Source organism: Paraburkholderia sp. JPY419 (assembly GCF_050435705.1).
Lineage (GTDB): Bacteria > Pseudomonadota > Gammaproteobacteria > Burkholderiales > Burkholderiaceae > Paraburkholderia > Paraburkholderia youngii.
This window is the reverse complement of record NZ_JBNDKV010000002.1, coordinates 871,272-892,353: the sequence shown is the minus strand read 5'-3', so window position 1 is coordinate 892,353 and position 21,082 is coordinate 871,272. Positions and strand designations below refer to the sequence as shown.

At 61.6% G+C, this 21,082-nt stretch carries 22 protein-coding genes; 21 read left to right on the top strand and 1 reads right to left on the bottom strand.

Features of this window, described 5'->3' with window-relative positions; translation table 11 throughout:
- Window positions 1-5: 5 nt before the first annotated feature.
- From QFZ91_RS10260 to QFZ91_RS10160, 21 genes are all read left to right on the top strand, one after another.
- A complete protein-coding gene (locus QFZ91_RS10260) occupies window positions 6-608 on the top strand; it encodes an NADH-quinone oxidoreductase subunit C (protein ID WP_176109125.1) in 603 nt (200 codons plus the stop codon).
- A gap of 9 nt (window positions 609-617) precedes the next feature.
- On the top strand, window positions 618-1,871 hold the full coding sequence (locus QFZ91_RS10255; RefSeq protein ID WP_176121309.1) for an NADH-quinone oxidoreductase subunit D: 1,254 nt from the start codon (window positions 618-620) through the stop codon (window positions 1,869-1,871).
- A 133-nt stretch (window positions 1,872-2,004) separates the two neighbouring features.
- Entirely contained in the window at window positions 2,005-2,490 is a 486-nt protein-coding gene (gene nuoE, locus QFZ91_RS10250) for an NADH-quinone oxidoreductase subunit NuoE (RefSeq protein ID WP_013088938.1), read from the top strand.
- Complete coding sequence (gene nuoF, locus QFZ91_RS10245; RefSeq protein WP_184227625.1) at window positions 2,487-3,815, top strand: NADH-quinone oxidoreductase subunit NuoF; 1,329 nt, start codon at window positions 2,487-2,489, stop codon at window positions 3,813-3,815. The genes nuoE and nuoF overlap by 4 nt, the downstream gene beginning before the upstream one ends.
- Window positions 3,816-3,943: 128 nt before the next feature.
- A complete protein-coding gene (nuoG, locus tag QFZ91_RS10240) occupies window positions 3,944-6,277 on the top strand; it encodes an NADH-quinone oxidoreductase subunit NuoG (protein ID WP_429567166.1) in 2,334 nt (777 codons plus the stop codon).
- Window positions 6,278-7,342, top strand: a complete 1,065-nt coding sequence (gene nuoH / locus QFZ91_RS10235) for an NADH-quinone oxidoreductase subunit NuoH (protein WP_176121312.1) — start codon at window positions 6,278-6,280, stop codon at window positions 7,340-7,342. It begins immediately after the preceding gene.
- Window positions 7,343-7,357: 15 nt separating this feature from the next.
- Window positions 7,358-7,846 (top strand): NADH-quinone oxidoreductase subunit NuoI, encoded by a 489-nt coding sequence (nuoI, locus tag QFZ91_RS10230; protein WP_013088942.1) that lies wholly within the window; start codon window positions 7,358-7,360, stop codon window positions 7,844-7,846.
- Window positions 7,847-8,038: 192 nt separating this feature from the next.
- Window positions 8,039-8,731 (top strand): NADH-quinone oxidoreductase subunit J, encoded by a 693-nt coding sequence (locus tag QFZ91_RS10225; RefSeq protein ID WP_176109120.1) that lies wholly within the window; start codon window positions 8,039-8,041, stop codon window positions 8,729-8,731.
- A gap of 20 nt (window positions 8,732-8,751) precedes the next feature.
- Entirely contained in the window at window positions 8,752-9,057 is a 306-nt protein-coding gene (gene nuoK / locus QFZ91_RS10220; RefSeq protein ID WP_176109119.1) for an NADH-quinone oxidoreductase subunit NuoK, read from the top strand.
- 17 nt (window positions 9,058-9,074) lie between these two features.
- Window positions 9,075-11,141 carry an NADH-quinone oxidoreductase subunit L gene (gene nuoL / locus QFZ91_RS10215; RefSeq protein WP_429567165.1) on the top strand — a complete coding sequence of 689 codons (2,067 nt, stop codon included), beginning with the start codon at window positions 9,075-9,077 and terminating at the stop codon, window positions 11,139-11,141.
- Between the two features lie 14 nt (window positions 11,142-11,155).
- Entirely contained in the window at window positions 11,156-12,646 is a 1,491-nt protein-coding gene (locus QFZ91_RS10210) for an NADH-quinone oxidoreductase subunit M (RefSeq protein ID WP_176366885.1), read from the top strand.
- A 24-nt stretch (window positions 12,647-12,670) separates the two neighbouring features.
- Window positions 12,671-14,143, top strand: coding sequence for an NADH-quinone oxidoreductase subunit NuoN (gene nuoN / locus QFZ91_RS10205; RefSeq protein WP_429567164.1), 1,473 nt, complete (start codon window positions 12,671-12,673; stop codon window positions 14,141-14,143).
- Window positions 14,143-14,439 carry a DUF2818 family protein gene (locus tag QFZ91_RS10200; RefSeq protein WP_018420024.1) on the top strand — a complete coding sequence of 99 codons (297 nt, stop codon included), beginning with the start codon at window positions 14,143-14,145 and terminating at the stop codon, window positions 14,437-14,439. The genes nuoN and QFZ91_RS10200 overlap by 1 nt, the downstream gene beginning before the upstream one ends.
- A 45-nt stretch (window positions 14,440-14,484) precedes the next feature.
- Window positions 14,485-15,075: an NUDIX domain-containing protein gene (locus QFZ91_RS10195; protein ID WP_013088948.1), complete on the top strand. Its 591-nt coding sequence runs from the start codon at window positions 14,485-14,487 to the stop codon at window positions 15,073-15,075.
- Window positions 15,076-15,368: 293 nt separating this feature from the next.
- Window positions 15,369-15,614, top strand: coding sequence for a hypothetical protein (locus tag QFZ91_RS10190; RefSeq protein WP_246392068.1), 246 nt, complete (start codon window positions 15,369-15,371; stop codon window positions 15,612-15,614).
- A gap of 63 nt (window positions 15,615-15,677) precedes the next feature.
- Window positions 15,678-16,202: a helix-turn-helix transcriptional regulator gene (locus tag QFZ91_RS10185; protein WP_429567163.1), complete on the top strand. Its 525-nt coding sequence runs from the start codon at window positions 15,678-15,680 to the stop codon at window positions 16,200-16,202.
- Between the two features lie 216 nt (window positions 16,203-16,418).
- Entirely contained in the window at window positions 16,419-16,844 is a 426-nt protein-coding gene (locus tag QFZ91_RS10180; protein ID WP_429567162.1) for a DUF1178 family protein, read from the top strand.
- A gap of 48 nt (window positions 16,845-16,892) precedes the next feature.
- Window positions 16,893-18,089: an acyl-CoA dehydrogenase family protein gene (locus tag QFZ91_RS10175; protein WP_368590378.1), complete on the top strand. Its 1,197-nt coding sequence runs from the start codon at window positions 16,893-16,895 to the stop codon at window positions 18,087-18,089.
- A gap of 10 nt (window positions 18,090-18,099) precedes the next feature.
- A complete protein-coding gene (locus QFZ91_RS10170) occupies window positions 18,100-19,227 on the top strand; it encodes an acyl-CoA dehydrogenase family protein (RefSeq protein WP_429567161.1) in 1,128 nt (375 codons plus the stop codon).
- Window positions 19,228-19,261: 34 nt separating this feature from the next.
- Complete coding sequence (locus tag QFZ91_RS10165; protein ID WP_176380831.1) at window positions 19,262-19,720, top strand: MaoC family dehydratase; 459 nt, start codon at window positions 19,262-19,264, stop codon at window positions 19,718-19,720.
- Window positions 19,717-20,190 carry a MaoC family dehydratase gene (locus QFZ91_RS10160; RefSeq protein ID WP_429567160.1) on the top strand — a complete coding sequence of 158 codons (474 nt, stop codon included), beginning with the start codon at window positions 19,717-19,719 and terminating at the stop codon, window positions 20,188-20,190. Before QFZ91_RS10165 ends, QFZ91_RS10160 begins: the two co-directional genes overlap by 4 nt.
- A 99-nt stretch (window positions 20,191-20,289) precedes the next feature.
- On the opposite strand, the gene QFZ91_RS10155 is transcribed toward QFZ91_RS10160, so the two are convergent.
- A complete protein-coding gene (locus QFZ91_RS10155) occupies window positions 20,290-20,991 on the bottom strand; it encodes a glutathione binding-like protein (protein WP_176121323.1) in 702 nt (233 codons plus the stop codon).
- Window positions 20,992-21,082: the final 91 nt, after the last annotated feature.

The following is a 21,082-nucleotide window of genomic DNA, read 5'->3' as shown; positions in this document are numbered from 1 at the left end:
ACAATATGGCAAGCAAACTCGAGACCCTGAAAGCGAACCTCGAGGCGGCCTTTGGCGGCCTCCTAACGAGCGTGACCGAGTCGGTCGGTGAATTGACGATCGTCGTCAAGGCTGGCGACTACCTCAACGTGGCAAAGCGCCTGCGCGACGACCGCTCGCTCGGTTTCGAGCAGTGTGTCGACCTGTGCGGCGTCGATTACCAGACCTATGCTGAAGGCGCTTACGACGGCCCGCGTTTTGCAGCAGTGCTGCATTTGCTGTCGGTGCAGAACAACTGGCGTCTGCGTCTGCGCGTATTCGCGCCGGACGACGACATGCCGATCCTGCCGTCCGTCGTCGATATCTGGAATTCGGTCAACTGGTACGAGCGCGAAGCGTTCGACCTGTACGGCATCGTCTTCGAAGGTCACCCGGACCTGCGCCGCATTTTGACCGACTACGGTTTTATCGGACATCCGTTCCGCAAGGATTTCCCTGTCTCCGGCTACGTCGAGATGCGTTACGACCCGGAAGAGAAGCGCGTCGTTTATCAGCCGGTGACGATCGAGCCGCGGGAAATCACGCCGCGCGTGATCCGTGAGGATCGCTATGGCGGTCTGAAACACTAAGAGAACGTCATGGCAGAGATCAAGAACTACACGCTCAACTTCGGTCCGCAGCACCCGGCAGCGCACGGTGTGTTGCGCCTCGTGCTCGAACTCGACGGCGAAGTGATTCAGCGCGCCGATCCGCACATCGGTCTACTGCATCGCGCGACTGAAAAGCTCGCCGAAAGCAAGACGTTTATCCAGTCGGTGCCGTACATGGACCGTCTCGACTACGTGTCGATGATGGCCAACGAGCACGGCTACGTGCTTGCCATCGAGAAGTTGCTCGGCATCGACGTGCCACTGCGCGCGCAATACATTCGCGTACTGTTCGACGAAATCACGCGCGTGTTGAATCACCTGATGTGGATCGGCGCGCACGCGCTCGACGTCGGTGCGATGGCGGTGTTCCTGTATGCGTTCCGCGAGCGCGAAGACCTGATGGACGTGTACGAAGCGGTGTCCGGCGCACGGATGCACGCGGCCTATTACCGTCCGGGTGGCGTCTACCGCGATCTGCCTGACGCAATGCCGCAATACAAGGCGTCGAAGATTCGCAATGCGAAGGCGTTGTCGAAGATGAACGAGAACCGTCAGGGTTCGCTGCTGGACTTCATCGACGACTTCTTCACCCGTTTCCCGAAGTGCGTGGACGAATACGAAACGCTGCTCACCGACAACCGGATCTGGAAGCAGCGTCTGGTCGGCATCGGTGTGGTCAGCCCGGAGCGGGCGCTGCAACTCGGCATGACCGGCGCGATGCTGCGTGGCTCGGGCGTCGAGTGGGACCTGCGCAAGAAGCAACCGTATGAAGTTTATGACAAGCTCGACTTCGACATTCCGGTCGGCGTGAATGGCGATTGCTACGACCGCTATCTGGTACGCGTCGAAGAAATGCGTCAATCGTGCCGGATCGCGAAACAGTGCATTGAGTGGCTGCGTAAAAATCCCGGCCCTGTGATGACGGACAATCACAAGGTGGCGCCGCCGTCGCGCGTCGGCATGAAGTCGAACATGGAAGATCTGATCCATCACTTCAAGCTGTTCACCGAAGGCTTCCACGTGCCCGAAGGCGAGGCGTATGCCGCAGTCGAACATCCGAAGGGCGAGTTCGGCATCTATCTGATCTCGGACGGCGCCAACAAGCCATACCGTCTGAAGATCCGCGCGCCGGGCTATGCACACCTGTCCTCGCTTGACGAAATGGCCCGCGGCCACATGATCGCCGATGCCGTGACGATCATCGGCACGCAGGACATCGTGTTCGGCGAAGTGGATCGCTAGGACGTATTCATCGACGCGCGTCCGCGGTCGTTGCACCGCCACGCGCGTCAAGCAAAGGAACGCCGGGTCTGTCGCAGTATCACGTGAGCGACAGGTTTTCGTTCGGTAGGAATTGAAAGAGTCGTGTCTGAAAATGATCTCAGCTGAAGGCCTGAAAGAAATCGATCGTGCGGTCGCAAAGTACCCCGCCGATCAGAAACAGTCCGCCGTGATGTCGGCGTTGGCCACTGCTCAAACCGAGCATGGCTGGCTGTCGCCCGAACTCATGCAGTTCGTCGCGGATTATCTCGGCATGCCGGCAATCGCCGTGCAGGAGGTAGCGACCTTCTACACGATGTATGAGACCTCGCCGGTCGGTAAGTTCAAGATCACGCTCTGCACGAACCTGCCGTGCCAGCTCGGCCCTGACGGCGGTTCCGAAAGCGCCGCAGAATACCTGAAGCAGAAGCTCGGCATCGACTTCGGCGAAACCACGCCCGATGGCAAATTCACGCTGAAAGAAGGTGAGTGCATGGGTTCGTGCGGCGACGCGCCGGTGATGCTGGTGAACAACCAACGCATGTGCAGCTTCATGAGCCGCGAGAAGATCGACCAGCTGCTCGAGGAACTTTCGAAATGACGGCTTTACACGATCGTCACATCAAACCGCTGATTCTCGCCGGACTGAACGGCGACAACTGGCATCTCGAAGACTACGTGGCGCGCGGCGGTTATGCCCAGCTGCGTCGCATCCTGGAAGAAAAGATCGCGCCCGAGCAGGTGATCGCCGACGTCAAGGCGTCGGGTCTGCGCGGCCGCGGCGGCGCGGGCTTCCCGACCGGTCTGAAGTGGAGCTTCATGCCGCGCCAGTTCCCGGGCCAGAAGTACCTCGTCTGTAATTCGGACGAGGGCGAGCCGGGTACGTTCAAGGACCGCGACATTCTGCGCTTCAATCCGCATTCGTTGATCGAAGGTATGGCGATCGGCGCGTACGCGATGGGCATCACGGTCGGCTACAACTATATTCACGGCGAGATCTGGGAAGTCTATAAGCGCTTCGAAGAAGCGTTGGAAGAAGCTCGCCGCGCCGGGTTCCTCGGCGACAACATCATGGGCTCGGGCTTCTCGTTCCAGCTGCATGCGCACCATGGTTACGGCGCGTATATCTGCGGCGAGGAAACCGCGCTGCTCGAATCGATCGAGGGCAAGAAGGGTCAGCCGCGCTTCAAACCGCCGTTCCCCGCGAGCTTTGGCGTGTACGGCAAGCCCACCACCATCAACAACACCGAAACGTTCGCGGCGGTGCCGTTCCTGCTCGCCATCGGACCGCAGAATTACCTTGAAATCGGCAAGCCGAACAACGGCGGCACGAAGATTTTCTCGGTGTCGGGCGACGTCGAGCGTCCGGGCAATTACGAAATTCCGCTCGGCACGCCGTTCGCGACTCTGATGGAACTCGCCGGCGGCATGCGCGGCGGCAAGAAGATCAAGGCCGTGATTCCTGGCGGTTCGTCGGCGCCGGTGATTCCGGGCGACATCATGATGCAGACCGACATGGATTACGACTCGATCGCGAAGGCTGGCTCGATGCTCGGCTCGGGCGCGGTGATCGTGATGGACGAGACGCGCTGCATGGTGCGCTCGTTGCTGCGCCTGTCGTACTTCTACTACGAAGAGTCGTGCGGTCAATGCACGCCTTGCCGTGAAGGCACAGGTTGGCTGTATCGCGTCGTACATCGTATCGAGCATGGTCTCGGCCGCCAGGAAGATCTGGATCTGCTGAACTCTGTCGCGGAAAACATCATGGGCCGCACGATCTGCGCGCTCGGCGACGCGGCAGCCATGCCGGTTCGGGGCATGCTCAAGCACTACTGGGACGAATTCGAATATCACGTCGCCCACAAGCATTGCCTCGTCGGCGGCCATGCCGGCACGGCGGCGGCGCCCGAAACAGTGGCAGCCTGAGTCGCGCCGACAGATTTGGCTGACGAATAACTACCAGACGAACACCTCAACCGCAGGATTCATCGCCCGAAGCGGGCGATGAACTGGCGAACGATTGAGCGGTAACAGGTTAAGGAAGATTGACCATCATGGTTGAACTGGAAATAGACGGCAAGAAAGTCGAGGTGCCTGAAGGCAGCATGGTGATCCAGGCTGCGCATAAGGTCGACACCTACATTCCTCACTTCTGCTATCACAAGAAGCTGTCGATTGCGGCCAACTGCCGGATGTGTCTGGTCGATGTCGAGAAGATGCCGAAGGCCGTGCCCGCGTGCGCGACCCCGGTGTCGGCCGGCATGATCGTGCGCACCAAGTCGGACAAGGCGGTGAAGGGCCAGCAAGCTGTGATGGAATTCCTGCTGATCAACCATCCGCTCGACTGCCCGATCTGCGACCAGGGCGGCGAGTGCCAGTTGCAGGATCTGGCCGTCGGTTACGGCAAGTCGTCGTCGCGCTATAGCGAAGAAAAGCGCGTGGTGTTCCACAAGAACGTGGGCCCGCTGATCTCGATGGAAGAGATGTCGCGCTGCATTCACTGCACGCGTTGCGTCCGCTTCGGCCAGGAAATCGCCGGCGTGATGGAACTCGGCATGCTTGGCCGCGGCGAGCATTCGGAAATCACGTCGTTCGTCGGCAAGACGGTCGACTCGGAACTGTCGGGCAACATGATCGACCTGTGCCCGGTCGGCGCGCTGACCAGCAAGCCGTTCCGCTACAGCGCCCGTACCTGGGAGCTGTCGCGCCGCAAGTCGGTGAGCCCGCACGATTCCGTTGGCGCGAACCTCATCGTGCAGGTGAAGAACAATCGCGTGATGCGCGTTCTGCCGTTCGAAAACGAAGCGATCAACGAGTGCTGGATTTCGGACAAGGATCGCTTCTCGTACGAAGGTCTCAACAGCCCCGAGCGTCTGACCAAGCCGCTGCTCAAGCAAGGCGGCCAGTGGGTCGAAACCGACTGGCAAACCGCGCTCGATTATGTGGTCAAGGGCCTGAAGGGCATCGCGGGCGACCACGGCGCGAACGCGCTTGCGGCGCTGTCGAGCGCGCACAGCACAGTCGAAGAACTGTTCCTGTTGAAGCAGATCGCGCAAGCGGTCGGCACGCCGAACGTCGACTTCCGTCTGCGTCAGTCGGACTTCTCGGCTCCCGTTACCGGCGCGCCGTGGCTCGGCGGCACGATCGCCGATCTGTCGAACGTCGATGCGGCGCTCGTGATCGGCTCGGATCTGCGTCGTGATCATCCGCTGTTCGCCGCGCGTCTGCGCCAGGTCGCACGCGGCGGCTCGGCGCTCACGTTGATCCAGGCCACCAACGACGACGCGATGATCCCGCAGGCGCACCGTGTGGTCGCCGCGCCGTCGGCATGGCTCGAGGCGTTGGCAGGGATCGCCGGCGCGGTGGGCGAAGCGAAGGGCGTCGCACTGCCGGAAGCATTCGCCGGCACGCAGCCGACGGACGCGCACAAGCAGATCGCGAAATCGCTGACCAACGGCGCACTGCGCGTCGTGCTGCTCGGCAACGACGCGGTTCGTCATACGGACTTCGCGGCGATCCACGCCGCGGCGCAATGGATTGCCGAAGCGACCGGCGCCACGCTCGGTTTCCTGACCGAAGCGGCCAACACGGTCGGCGCGCACCTCGTGAACGCGCTGCCGGGCGAAAGCGGTCTGAATGCACGCGAAGTGTTCGAGCAACCGCGCAAAGGCTATCTGCTTTTGAATCTCGAGCCGGAATTCGACACGGCCAATCCGGCTCAAGCGCTTGCCGCGCTGAAGCAGGCCGAGATGGTCGTCGTGATGTCGCCGTTCCAGACCGGCGCCGACTATGCCGACGTGCTGTTGCCGATTGCACCGTTCACAGAAACGGGCGGCTCGTTCGTCAACGCGGAAGGCACGGTGCAGGCTTTCAACGGCGTCGTGCGTCCGCTCGGCGACACGCGTCCGGCGTGGAAGGTGTTGCGCGTGCTGGGCAGCCTGCTCGGCGCGCCGGGCTTCGAATACGACACGGTCGAAGAGGTGCGCACAGCGGCGCTCGGCGACGGTGACGTCAGTTCGAGGCTGTCGAACCGTACCGGCGTCGCGGTGACGCGCGGCCGGGCCGTGAAGGCGGCGGAAGGCAAGTTCGAGCGTCTCGCGAACGTGCCGATCTATCACGCCGACGCGCTGGTGCGTCGCGCGGAGTCGCTGCATCTGACCGCGGCGGCCCGTACGGCGAATTCGGTCGGCCTGCCGGCTGCGCTGTTCGACAAACTGGGTTTGAAAGAGGGCGACGCGGTGCGCGTTCGTCAGGGCGAGCAAGCGGTGCAGTTGCCGGCCGTGCGCGACGCGAATCTTGCGGAGACGGTCGTCCGCGTATCGGCGGCTACGCCTGCCGGTGCAGCGCTGGGCAGCCTGTTCGGTGAACTGGTGGTGGAGAAGGCGTAAATGAGCTTGTTCGATACGATCAACTCGGGCGGCGCCCAGCTTCTCGGTGTGGCATGGCCTACGGTGTGGGCGCTCGTGCGCATCCTGGTGGTGGCCGTCGTGATCCTGCTGTGCGTCGCTTACCTGATCCTGTGGGAGCGGAAGCTGATCGGCTGGATGCACGTGCGTCTCGGTCCGAACCGCGTCGGCCCCGGCGGCCTGTTGCAGCCGATCGCCGACGTGCTGAAGCTTCTACTCAAGGAAGTGATCCAGCCTGCCCAGGCGAGCCGCTGGATCTACGTTATCGCGCCGATCATGGTGGTGGTGCCGGCGTTCGCGGTGTGGGCGGTGATTCCGTTCCAGGCGGGCGCGGTGCTCGGCGACATCAACGCGGGTCTGCTGTACGCGATGGCGATCTCGTCGATCGGCGTGTATGGCGTGATTCTGGCCGGCTGGGCATCGAACTCGAAATATGCGTTCCTCGGCGCGATGCGCGCCGCCGCGCAGATGGTCTCGTACGAAATCTCGATGGGCTTCGCGCTGGTGGTCGTGCTGATGACGGCCGGTACGCTGAATCTGTCGGGCATCGTCGGCTCGCAGGAGCAGGGCTTCTTCGCCTCGCACGGCTTGAATTTCCTGTCGTGGAACTGGCTACCGCTGCTGCCGATGTTCGTCGTGTACTTCATCTCGGGCATCGCCGAAACGAACCGTCACCCGTTCGACGTGGTGGAAGGCGAATCGGAAATCGTCGCGGGTCACATGATCGATTACTCGGGCATGGCGTTCGCGCTGTTCTTCCTCGCCGAGTACATCAACATGATCGTGATCTCGGCATTGGCTGCAACACTGTTCCTTGGGGGCTGGAGCGCTCCGTTCGGGTTCCTGTCGTTCATCCCGGGCATCTTCTGGCTCGTCCTCAAGGTTTTCCTGCTGTTGTCGGTGTTCATCTGGGCGCGTGCCACGTTCCCGCGCTACCGCTATGACCAGATCATGCGTCTCGGCTGGAAGGTCTTCATTCCGGTCTGCGTGGTGTGGCTCGTGGTGGTCGGCTTCTGGATCATGTCGCCGTTGAACATCTGGAAATAAAGGGCGGACGAACCCATGACCGCAATCCAAAACTTCTTCAAGACTTTCTTCCTCACGGAACTGCTGAAAGGCCTCGCGCTGACCGGACGCTACACGTTCCAGCGCAAGGTCACCGTGCAGTTCCCGGAAGAAAAGACCCCGATCTCGCCGCGTTTCCGCGGTCTGCATGCGCTGCGCCGGTATGAAAACGGCGAGGAGCGCTGCATCGCGTGCAAGCTGTGCGAAGCGGTGTGCCCGGCGCTCGCGATCACGATCGAATCGGAAACGCGCGCGGACAACACGCGCCGCACGACGCGCTACGACATCGACCTGACCAAGTGCATCTTCTGCGGTTTCTGCGAAGAGAGCTGCCCGGTCGACTCGATCGTCGAGACGCACATTCTCGAGTATCACGGCGAGAAGCGCGGCGACCTGTACTTCACGAAGGAAATGCTGCTGGCCGTTGGCGACCGCTACGAAGCACAAATCGCCGCCAACAAGGCAGCCGACGCACCGTATCGTTGAAGCGCTTTCCCGCTGATGCAGTAAATGCGGCAGTAAAAGCATTAACACGGCCTGCTGTCGGGCCGACCGCCGCGGCCTGAACGCCGCGGCACGGCGCACCTGTGTGGCGGTACTGGCGGTTTGCTCCGCTTTTGCCAACCACGCGTGCCAAAGAACAATGCCTGACGATGGCCTAACGATGAACCGGTAATCATGGAATTCACGACCGTACTGTTCTACATCTTCGCGCTGCTCCTCGTGGTTTCAGGGCTGAAGGTGATCACCTCCCGCAATCCAGTGGCGTGCGCACTGTATCTGGTGCTGGCGTTCTTCAACGCAGCCGCGATCTGGATGCTGCTCGAGGCGGAGTTCCTCGCGATCCTGCTGGTGCTGGTCTACGTCGGCGCGGTGATGGTGCTGTTCCTGTTCGTCGTGATGATGCTGGACATCAATCTCGACGTGCTGCGCAAGGACTTCAAACGCTTCGTGCCGATGGCATCGGCAGTGGGCGCGATCATCGTGATCGAAACCGCACTGATCCTGTGGCACGGCTACGGCGCGACGGCTACCGCACTGCACGACACGGCCTCGGCCGCCGCCGGTATGGGCGACTGGTCGAACACGCGCCTGATCGGCAAGGTCATCTACACCAACTACATCTTCGCGTTCGAAATCGCGGGCCTGATTCTGCTGGTCGCCATCATCGCGGCGATCGCGCTGACCACGAGCCACAAGAAGGACAGCAAGCGTCAGAACGTCAGCGCGCAGGTCAAGGTGCGTGCCCAGGACCGCGTGCGCGTCGTGAAGATGCCGTCGGAGAAAACCGCGGCGACCATCGCGGCGGAACAAGCGGCTGCCGCGGCAGCCGCAGCAGCAGCCGACTCGGCAGCAGCCAAGAACAGCTGAGCGGACAGGAGATAGAAATCATGTTGACCCTTGCCCATTACCTCGTCCTCGGCGCGATCCTGTTTGCGATCAGCGTCGTCGGCATTTTCCTGAACCGCCGCAACGTCATCATCATCCTGATGGCGATCGAACTGATGCTGCTCGCGGTGAACACCAATTTCGTCGCGTTTTCGCACTATCTGGGCGACGTGCACGGCCAGGTTTTCGTCTTCTTCGTGCTGACGGTTGCTGCAGCCGAATCGGCGATCGGTCTCGCAATTCTGGTGACCCTGTTCCGTAGTCTCGACACGATCAATGTCGAGGATCTCGATCAGCTCAAAGGTTAATTTCAGGAAAAGCGGTTATGTCCACGATACTCAATGAAAACCTGCTGTTGGCAATTCCGCTGGCACCGCTCGCCGGTTCCCTGGTTGCAGGGCTGTTCGGCAAGGCGATAGGGCGGGCGGGTGCGCATTCGGTCACGATCCTCGGCGTCGCGGTTTCGTTCATCCTGTCGGTGATGGTCTTCTTCCAGGTGATGGACGGTGCGAGCTTCAACGCGACCGTTTATCAATGGATGTCGATCGGCAAGACGCAGCTCGAAGTCGGCTTCCTGGTCGACTCGCTGACCGCGATGATGATCGTCGTGGTCAACTTCGTGTCGCTGATGGTGCACATCTACACGATCGGCTACATGGCCGACGACGACGGCTACCAGCGCTTCTTCTCGTACATCTCGCTGTTCACGTTCTCGATGCTGATGCTCGTGATGAGCAACAACTTCCTGCAGCTGTTCTTCGGCTGGGAAGCGGTGGGTCTCGTTTCGTACCTGCTGATCGGCTTCTACTTCAAGCGTGAGAGCGCGATCTACGCGAACATGAAGGCGTTCATCGTGAACCGCGTCGGCGACTTCGGTTTCCTGCTCGGCATCGGTCTGCTGTTCGCGTTCGCCGGTTCGATGAACTACGGCGAAGTCTTCGCAAAGCGTACCGAACTCGCGGCGCTGAGCTTCCCGGGTACCGACTGGGGCTTGCTGACGGTGGCCTGCATTTGCCTGTTCATCGGCGCGATGGGTAAGTCGGCGCAGTTCCCTCTGCACGTGTGGCTGCCGGACTCGATGGAAGGTCCGACGCCGATCTCCGCGCTGATTCACGCTGCGACCATGGTGACGGCCGGTATCTTCATGGTTACGCGCATGTCGCCGCTGTTCGAACTGTCCGATACGGCGCTGTCGTTCGTCATGGTCATCGGTGCGATTACCGCGCTGTTCATGGGCTTTCTCGGCATCGTCCAGAACGACATCAAGCGTGTGGTCGCTTATTCCACGCTGTCGCAGCTCGGTTACATGACGGTCGCGCTCGGCGCATCGGCTTACTCGGTCGCCGTGTTCCACCTGATGACGCACGCGTTCTTCAAGGCGCTGCTGTTCCTCGGCGCGGGTTCGGTGATCATCGGCATGCATCACGATCAGGACATGCGCAACATGGGCGGCCTGCGCAAGTACATGCCGATTACGTGGATCACGTCGCTGATCGGTTCGCTCGCGCTGATCGGCACGCCGTTCTTCTCGGGCTTCTACTCGAAAGACTCGATCATCGACGCGGTGAAGCTGTCGCATCTGCCGGGCTCGGGTTTCGCGTACTTCGCGGTGGTCGCAAGCGTGTTCGTGACCGCGTTGTATTCGTTCCGCATGTATTTCATGGTGTTCCACGGCGAGGAGCGCTTCCGCAATCCGAAGCACCCGGAATCGCCGATGGGCGCGGAAGCCGCGTCGCATGCAAATGGCGCGCACGGCCACGATGACCATGGCCATGGTCACGGCGACCACGCTCACGAGCCGCACGAAACGCCGTGGGTCGTGTGGGTGCCGCTCGTGCTGCTGGCGATTCCGTCGATCGTGATCGGCGCGATCGGCGTCGGTCCGATGCTGTTCGGCGACTTCTTCCAGCACGGCGTCGCGTTCGACAAGGTGATCTACATCAGCGAGAACCATCCGGCGCTGCATGAGATGGCCGAAGAATTCCAAGGCTGGGCGTCGATGGGTCTGCACTCGGTGTCGGGCCTGCCGGTATGGCTCGCGCTCGCAGGCGTGGTGGTCGCATGGTTCCTGTATCTGGTCCGTCCGGATCTGCCCGCTGTCATCAAGCGCGCATTCGGCCCGATCTACACGTTGCTCGATAACAAGTACTACATGGACAAGATCAACGAAGTCGTGTTTGCGCGGGGCGCTGTGGCCATTGGCCGTGGTTTGTGGAAGGAAGGCGACGTGGTCGTGATCGACGGCATCGTGAACGGCAGCGCACGCTTTATCGGCTGGTTCGCGAGCGTGATCCGCTTCCTCCAATCCGGTTACATCTACCACTACGCGTTCGCCATGATCATCGGCATGCTGGGGCTTCTGACCCTGTTTGTAACGCTCGGCGGCAAATAAGGCGAGAGACACTCATGCACGCTTATCCGATTCTCAGCATCGCGATCTGGTTGCCGATCTTCTTCGGTCTGCTGGTCCTCGCGATCGGCAACGACGAGAACCCCGCTCCCGCGCGCTGGATCTCGCTGATCGGCTCGGTCCTGAGCTTCCTCGTCACGCTGCCGCTGATCACCAGCTTCGATTCGAGCACCGCCGACCTGCAGTTCGTCGAGCAGGCGAACTGGATCCAGCGCTTCCACATCATGTATCACCTCGGCGTGGACGGCATTTCGATGTGGTTCGTCTCGTTGACCGCGTTGATCACGGTGATCGTCGTGATCGCAGCGTGGGAAGTGATCACGAAGAACGTCGGCCAGTACCTCGCGGCCTTTCTGATCCTGTCGGGCATCATGGTCGGCGTGTTCAGCGCGGCCGACGGCATGCTGTTCTACGTGTTCTTCGAAGCGACGCTGATCCCGATGTACATCATCATCGGCGTGTGGGGCGGGGCGAACCGTGTGTACGCGGCGTTCAAGTTCTTCCTGTACACGCTGGCGGGCTCGCTGCTGATGCTGGTTGCGCTGATCTATCTGTACAACGAGACCGGCTCGTTCGACATTGCCACGTGGCAGCACGCGCAGATCGCGATGACGCCGCAGGTGCTACTGTTTATCGCGTTCTTCCTGGCCTTCGCGGTGAAGGTGCCGATGTGGCCGGTGCACACGTGGTTGCCGGACGCGCACGTGGAAGCGCCGACCGGCGGCTCGGTGGTGCTGGCCGCGATCATGCTGAAGCTCGGTGCGTACGGTTTCCTGCGCTTCTCGCTGCCGATCACGCCTGATGCAAGCCATTTCCTCGCACCGGTCATCATCACGCTGTCGCTGATCGCCGTCATCTACATCGGTCTCGTTGCGATGGTGCAGGCCGACATGAAGAAGCTGGTCGCGTATTCGTCGATTGCGCACATGGGCTTTGTCACGCTCGGCTTCTTTATCTTCAATCAGCTCGGCGCGGAAGGCGCGATCGTGCAGATGATCTCGCATGGCTTCGTGTCGGGCGCAATGTTCCTGTGCATCGGCGTGCTGTACGACCGCATGCACTCGCGTCAGATCGCCGATTACGGCGGCGTCGTCAACGTGATGCCGAAGTTCGCGGCGTTCGTGATGCTGTTCGCGATGGCGAATTGCGGCTTGCCGGGCACTTCCGGTTTCGTCGGCGAATTCATGGTGATTCTGGCCTCCGTCCAGTACAACTTCTGGATCGCGAGTGGCGCGGCAGTCACGCTGATTCTCGGCGCGGCCTACACGCTGTGGATGTACAAGCGCGTGTACTTCGGCGCAGTCGCGAACGACCACGTGAAGAACCTGCTCGACATCGACCGTCGCGAATTTTTCATGCTGGCAGTGCTCGCCGCACTGACGCTGTTCATGGGCCTGTATCCGAAGCCCTTTACCGATGTGATGCACGTATCCGTGGAAAACCTCCTCTCCCACGTTGCGCAATCGAAGCTGCCGTTGCCTCAGTAACGACGAGCGGAGGAATTTAAGACCATGCAAAACGCCCCTATGACTGCTCTGTTGCCTGACGCACTGGTGATGTTCGCCATTGTCATCGCGTGGCTCAACGACACGTTCGTCGGCCCGGAGGGTCGCCGTACCACGTATTTCATCGCGTTCTTCTCGACGCTCGTCGCCGGGATCTGGTTCGCGGTGAATGCGTTCGACCCGCAAGTGCATTACTTCTTCGATCACATGTACGTGGTCGATCCGTTCGCCAACGTGATGAAGGCGGTGGTGTCGCTCGGCTACGCGGTGACGATCGTTTATTCGCGTCGCTACCTCGAAGACCGTAGCCTGTTCCGCGGCGACTTCTTCCTGCTCGGCATGTTCTCGCTGCTCGGCCAGATCGTGATGATCTCGGGCAACAACTTCCTGACGCTGTATCTCGGTCTGGAACTGATGTCGCTGTCGCTGTACGCGGTGATCGCGCTGCGTCGCGAAGTGGCGTCGTCGAACGAAGCGGCGATGAAGTACTACGTGCTCGGCGCGCTGGCTTCCGGTTTCCTGCTGTACGGTGTTTCGATGCTGTATGGCGCGACCGGCTCGCTGGACCTGAACGAAGTGTTCAAGGCGATTAACACGAGCCACTACGATCCGACCGTGCTGCTGTTCGGCGTGATCTTCATCGTGGCGGGCGTGGCGTTCAAGATGGGCGCGGTGCCGTTCCATATGTGGGTGCCCGACGTGTACCAGGGCGCACCGACGGCGATGACGCTCATCGTCGGTGGCGGTCCGAAGGTCGCCGCGTTCGCGTGGGGTCTGCGTTTCCTCGTGATGGGCCTGCTGCCGCTGGCGGTCGAATGGCAACAGATGCTGGTGATTCTGGCGGCGCTGTCGCTGATCGTCGGCAACATCACCGGCATCGTGCAGCGCAACGTCAAGCGGATGCTCGCGTATTCGGCGATCTCGAACATGGGCTTCGTGCTGCTCGGCCTGCTCGCCGGCGTGGTCGACCAGAAAACCACGGGCGCCGCGAGCGCGTACGGCTCGGCGATGTTCTACAGCATCGTCTACCTGATCACGACGCTCGGTACCTTTGGCGTCATCATGCTGCTCGCGCGCCGCGACTTCGAAGCGGACACGCTGGAAGACTTCAAGGGCCTCAATCAGCGCAGCGCGGTCTTCGCGTTCGTGATGATGATCATGATGTTCTCGCTCGCGGGTATTCCGCCGGCAGTCGGCTTCTACGCGAAGCTCGCCGTGCTGCAAGCGACGATGAACGCCGGCCTGACCTGGCTTACCGTGCTCGCGGTGATCACGTCGCTGTTCGGCGCGTTCTACTACCTGCGTATCGTCAAGCTGATGTACTTCGACGAGCCGCAAGACAAGTCGGCGATCGTGGCGGACACGAGCACGCGCGCGTTGCTCGCGTTGAACGGCGTCGCCGTGCTGGTGCTCGGTATCGTGCCGGATCCGCTGTTGCGCGCCTGCCTGCAGGCGGTCCAGCACACGCTGTTGCTCTGATGTCCGCTGCGGGCTGGTTTATCGTGCTGTTGGCGCTAGTCGGCGCCAACCTGCCGTTCCTGAATCAGCGCCTCTTCGCCGCGGTGCCGTTGAAAGCGGCGAAGAAAAGCGCCTGGCTCCGGATTGCCGAATTGATCGTGCTGTATTTCGTGGTCGGCGCGCTGGGCTTTTTGCTCGAAGCGCGCGCGGGAAATCGCTTCGAGCAGGGCTGGCAGTTTTATGCGATCACGTTCGCTCTGTTCGTCGTGTTCGCTTTTCCCGGTTTTACCTTCCAATATCTCGTCAAACGCCGCTGACGGCGTCTCGCCGTCGCGCGCGCCTGGCTGTTCCGAGGTCCGCACATGGCAGAACTTCCCAATCACGACGCCGCGCTAACCGAGACTTGTATCGACAGCAAGACGGTCCATCAGGGGCCGTTCATGACGGTCAAGTACGATACGGTCCGACTCCCGGACGGCAAACATGCGACGCGCGAATACGTTCAGCATCCGGGCGCCGTCATGGTGATCCCCTTGTTCGATGACGGTCGCGTGCTGCTCGAAAGTCAGTATCGCTATCCGATGGGCAAGGTGATGGTCGAATATCCGGCCGGCAAGCTCGACCCGAACGAGGGCGCGCTGGCGTGCGCGGTGCGGGAACTGCGCGAGGAGACCGGCTATACCGCGCGCGAGTACGTGTACCTGACACGGATCCACCCGATCATTTCTTACTCGACCGAATTCATTGATATCTATCTGGCGCGGGGCTTGACCGCGGGCGAGCGCAAGCTCGACGAAGGTGAGTTTCTCGAACTGTTCACCGCGACCGTGGAGCAAGTGTCCGAGTGGGTGCGCACGGGCAAGATCACCGATGTGAAGACGATCATCGGTACTTTCTGGCTCGAGAAAGTGCTGTCGGGCACGTGGCCGACTGAGGCGCCCGAGACGGTGTAAGTTCGCATCAGCCCGGTAGCTGATTTAACCAAGCCCCTGTTGGTCGATGATCGGCAGGGGCTTTGTCATTGGCTCCGCCGTTTCTTTCGGGCTAAACAGAATGCCGTTTCCTATGCCATCTGGCTGGCTCGTCGTGGCGCTGCCGGCCGGCTAGTATGAACTCTCCGATCACCGAGGCCATCGTCGATTTTGTGTGGAATAACCGGCGCTACTCATCGGAGTGATCTGATTCCGGTTCAATCATGGGTTGTCAATTGACAACTGGAAATTGAGCCGCTACATTGGAGGTGTCGATGGTTCGAGGAAGGCACAAGAAGAAAGAGATCGAGGCCGCATTGGCGTACGCGGAACAGCACGGCTGGCGCGTTCAGGACGGCGGAAGAGGTCATGCGTGGGGAAAAATCTATTGCCCGTACCAAGACGCCGAATGTCGGTGCGGAGAGTTCTGTATATCGAGCGTCTGGAGTACGCCGAAGAATCCCGGCAATCACGCCAGACACTTGCGGCGCATTGTCGGCAACTGCGCGGCACGGCGCTAGTGGGTTCGTAGGCAGCAAACAGGAATCGCAATAACCTGGGCTCAACAAAGACAGGAGTAACGTATGGAATATGTGTTCACGTTGAAGTACCGCCTCGCCGCGGAAGACTGCGATGCAGACGCAATCGTCGAGCGGTTGGGCGAAGCGGGGTGCGACGACGCCACGATTGGCGTCGGGCAACCAGGCCGCCTCGCGCTGCTTTTCAGCCGTGAAGCCACGAGCGCATTCGAGGCTGTCACCAGCGCGCTCAAGGACGTGAAACGCGCTGTGCCGTCCGCGCAACTGGTCGAGGCAGGACCTGACTTCGTGGGGCTGACCGACGTGGCCGAAATGGCGGGAGTGTCGCGGCAAAACATGCGCAAGCTGATGCTGAACAACGCCATCGACTTTCCGCCGCCGGTCCACGAAGGCAGTGCGTCCGTGTGGCATCTGACGGACGTCCTCGAATGGCTGACCGCGCGCGGCGGGTACGAGATTGACATTGGTGTCGCGGATGTCGCAAAACTGGCGAAGCAGATCAATCTGACGAAGGAGGCCCGTCAGATTGAACCACGCGTGAGTCGTCAACTCGGCAATCTCGTGGTGTAGCGGTGCGCCGCAAGCGGGCTGAAGAACCGAGCAAATGTGGCATCGGTTACCGCTCGGGCCGCCTTCGGCAGCACATGCCGTAAAGCGTTAAAATCGCGCACCCACGCGATATTCCGTTGCGACAGCTGGCGGCTGTGCGTCGGCCCAAAGGTTTTACGAACGATCGTTCACAAATTTCCATTTTGCGCTAAACTGGCACGCAAGCCCTGATTCCACATGAAGGTCCTCGATTTACAGTGTCCGCATGGCCATCGGTTCGAAGGCTGGTTCGCTTCGGCTGATGACTTCGAGTCGCAGCAGTCCCGCAAGCTCGTCGAATGTCCGATCTGCGGTGCGCACGAGGTGAGCCGTTTGCCGTCGGCACCGCGTCTGAATCTGTCGGGCGCGACCGACTCAAAAGCGCCGGCGGGCGTGGAGCAAGTGCAGGCGCACATGATTCGCGCGCTGCGCGAGGTACTGGAGAAGACCGAGAACGTGGGCGACCGCTTCGCCGAGGAAGCGCGGCGCATTCACTACAACGAAGCGCCCGCGCGCAGTATTCGTGGTGTCACCACACCCGAGGATGCGCGTGCCTTGGTCGAGGAAGGCATCGAAGTGATGCCGCTGCCGGTCCCGGCTGCGCTGAAGGAACCACTGCAGTAGCGCGGTGGCTCCAGGCGGCTGGGTGGTGGCGGCCAGGAGACACTACGCATGAATCTGGACTATTCCCCCGCTGAAGACGCGTTCCGCGCCGACATCCGCGCCTGGCTCGAAGCGAATCTGCCTCGCGAGCTGAGCGACAAGGTTCTCAATCACAAACGTCTTTCCCGCGAAGACTTCGCAAGCTGGCACAGGCTGCTCGGCACGCGAGGCTGGTCGGCGGTCGCGTGGCCGCGCGAATACGGCGGCCCCGGCTGGGACGCGACCCAACGACATATCTGGGAAGAAGAGTGCGCGCGTGTTGGCGCACCTACCGTGCTACCTTTCGGCGTGTCGATGGTCGCGCCGGTGCTGATGAAGTACGGCAACGAGGCGCAGAAACGCCACTATCTGCCGCGCATTCTCGACGGCACGGACTGGTGGTGTCAGGGCTATTCGGAGCCCGGGTCGGGTTCCGACCTTGCGTCGCTGCGCACCCGCGCCGAGCGTGTCGGTGATCATTACGTGGTCAACGGTCAGAAAACCTGGACCACGCTCGGCCAGCACGCCGACATGATGTTCTGCCTCGTGCGCACCGACAGCGGCGCCAAAAAGCAGGAGGGCATCTCGTTCCTGCTGATCGACATGAAAACGCCGGGCATCACGGTGCGGCCAATCATCACGCTCGACGAAGATCACGAGGTCAATGAAGTGTTCTTCGAGGACGTCAAAGTGCCGCTCGACAATCTGGTCGGCGAAGAAAATCGCGGCTGGACCTATGCGAAATATCTGCTCGGTCACGAGCGTACCGGCATCGCGCGAGTCGGTGCGTCGAAGCGTGAACTGGTGTTTCTCAAACGTGTCGCGCTAAATCAGAAAAAGAACGGCAAGCCGCTGCTGCACGATCCGGTGTTTGCGGCAAAGGTCGCGAGTCTCGAAATCGAGTTGATGGCGCTCGAAGTCACCGTGCAACGCGTGGTGGCGAACGAGGCGGGCGGTCGCGGCCCGGGCCCGGAAGCGTCGATGCTGAAGATCAAGGGCACGGAAGTGCAACAGGGACTCACCGAACTGATGTTCGAAGCGATCGGTCCGCTGGCCGCGCCGTTCGACGTGCCGTTCCTCGAAGGCGAACGCGAGCACAGTCTTGCCGGCGACGACGATGCCGCGCCGCTGGCCGCGTACTACTTCAACTTCCGCAAGACGTCGATTTACGGCGGCTCGAACGAAATTCAAAAGAACATCATCGCGCAGATGATTCTCGGACTTTGAGGAGCGGCGCATGGACTTCACTTTCAACGACGAACAGCAGCAATTTGCCGATGCCCTGCGCCGCTATCTCGAGAAGAGCTACGGCTTCGAAGCGCGCCAGGCAATCGTGCGCTCGGAGGCGGGCATATCGGCCGATCATTGGGCAGCGTTCACCGAGTTGGGGCTGACCGCATTGCCGGTGCCGGAAGCGCAGGGCGGCTTCAACGGCGGCCCGATCGACATGCTCGTGGTCATGCAGGAACTCGGCCGCGCGCTCATCGTCGAGCCGTATTGGGCGACCGCGGTCGGCGTCGAAGCACTGCGGCTCGCCGGAACCGGCGACGGCGAAGATGCCGCGCTGCTCGAACGGGCGGCCCAGGGCGAAGCCAAACTGGCCGTGGCGTTTCATGAGCCGCATGCCCGCTACGATCTGTTCGACCTCGCGACGACCGCGAGCGGGCAGGGCGCGCAGCATACGCTGAGCGGCAGCAAATCTGTCGTGCTGCACGGCGCGCAGGCGGACCACTGGATCGTACCGGCGCGCCTCGATGGCGAGATCGCGCTCTTCGTCGTCGCGCGCGACGCGACCGGCGTCACGCTTACCGAGTACCGCACCATCGACGGTCAACGCGCCGCAACTCTCGAATTCAACGGCACGCCCGCGCGCCGGCTCTCCGGCGAACATGCGGGGGCGGCAACGCTCGAGCAGATCGCCGACTACGGCACGCTGCTGCTGTGCGCGGAGGCGATCGGCGCGCTCGACGCGCTCAATCACGCCACCGTCGAATATACGAAAACGCGCCAGCAGTTCGGTCAGCCGATCGCGCGTTTTCAGGCACTGCAGCACCGCATGGTCGAGATGCTGATCCACGCGGAGCAGGCGCGCTCGATCACGTATCTCGCAGCGATGCGCTACGCGAGTGAAGACACGAACGAGCGCCGTCGCGCGATCTCCGCGGCCAAGGTTCGGCTCGGCCAGGCCGCGCGTTTCGTCGGTCAACAGGCGGTGCAGTTGCACGGCGGCATGGGTGTCACGAACGAAGTGGCGGCCGCGCACCTGTTCAAGCGCCTCGCGATCATCGAGACCACGCTCGGCGACGTCGATCATCATCTCGCGCGGTTTGCCACGCTGCCCGGATTTGCGGTCGCCGAAGTCTGATCGGGCCGTTCCACCGAACCAAGGAGGTGCACTGATGAAAATCAGTTTCGAAGACATGGAAGTGGGCACGAGCCACGAAATCGGCAAGCACACGTTCACGCGCGAGGAGATCGTCGAGTTCGCGCAGAAGTTCGATCCGCAGCCGTTTCATCTCGACGAAGCCGCCGCGGCCGAATCGCCGTTCGGCGGCCTCGTAGCGAGTGGCTGGCACACGTGCTCGGTGATGATGGGCATGCTCGTGCGCAAGGTGCTGGCGGATTCGACGTCGATGGGTTCGCCCGGCATCGACGAGATTCGCTGGTTAAAACCGGTGCGAGTCGGCGACACGATCACGATGATGAACGTCATCGTCGCTAAGCGCGTGTCGCAGAGCAAGCCCGATCGCGGCATCGTGTCGACGCGCTGGGAGGGGATCAATCAGCACGGCGACACGGTGATCACGGTGCGCTCGAACGGCATGTTCGGCCTGCGCAATCCGGGAGCGGCGGCATGACGGCGAGCGCGGCGACCGCCGCCTTCGACAGTGCGGACGCTCTGCGCGCGCTCGTCGGCGCGCAGCCGCTCGTCAGCGAATGGCTGAGCGTCGATCAGGACAGGGTCAACCGTTTCGCCGAGGCGACCGGCGATCATCAGTGGATTCACATCGATCCCGAGCGGGCCAAACGCGAATCGCCGTTTGGCGGGCCGATCGCGCATGGGTTTCTGACGCTGTCGCTGATTCCGGCTTTGCTCGGCAAGACGCTGAGAATCGAGCAGCGCATGGGCGTGAACTACGGCTTGAACCGCGTGCGTTTCATGTCGCCGGTACTCGTGGGGTCGTCGCTGCGTGGGAAGTTCGCCGTCGAATCGGTGACCGACGTAGACAACAACGGTGTGCAAGTCGCGTGGAACGTGACGCTGGAGCGTCAGGGCGGTGAACGACCGGTGTGCGTCGCGGAGTTCATCACCCGGCATTACTTCTAGCGCTCGCCCTTCGCAGATGAACTGAAAAAGCGCGAGCCGGCAGGCATGCCACTCGCGCTTTCTGTTTGTGTCCAGTCGCGTCAGCGAGACGGCGCGCAACTAGTGTTTCGCGTACTGCGTCGCGCCGAACAGAATCTCTTTCGCCTTGTCGTCCATCAGCGGCACGCGCGCGGAGGCGAGCACGTCGACGCCGCGCACTACCGCCGGCCGCGCGGCGATCTCTTCATGCCAGCGCTTCACGTTCGGCAACGAATCGAGATCGACGCCCTGATTGTTCCACGAACGGGTCCACGGAAACGCGGCGATGTCCGCGATCGTATAGTCGTTGCCCGCGAGGTAACGCGTCTTGCCGAGTTGCGTGTCCATCACGCCGTACAGGCGTCGCGCTTCGTTGGTGTAGCGATTGACCGCGTATTCGATCTGCTCGGGTGCATACACGCGGAAGTGATGCGTTTGGCCGAGCATCGGACCAAGCCCGCCCATCTGGAACATCAGCCATTGCAGTGCCGCGTAGCGCCCGGCCGGGTCGGTCGGTAGAAACTTGCCGGTCTTCTCGGCCAGATAAATCAGGATCGCACCCGATTCGAATAGCGCGAACGGCCGTCCGTCGGCGGCTTTCGGACCTTCGGAATCGACCAGCGCGGGAATCTTGTTGTTGGGACTGATAGCGAGAAATTCGGGCTTGAACTGGTCACCGGCACCGATATTCACGGCATGCACGTTATAGGGTAGGCCCGTCTCCTCGAGCATGATATGAACCTTGTGGCCATTCGGGGTCGCCCAGCTATAGACATCGATCATCCTGGCTCCTTGTTCGTCAAAGCGGCGCCGCAAAGAGGGCGCCGCCGTTGTCGAAAATTAGAGCATAGATCGCGCGATGCTGCTTGCAGTG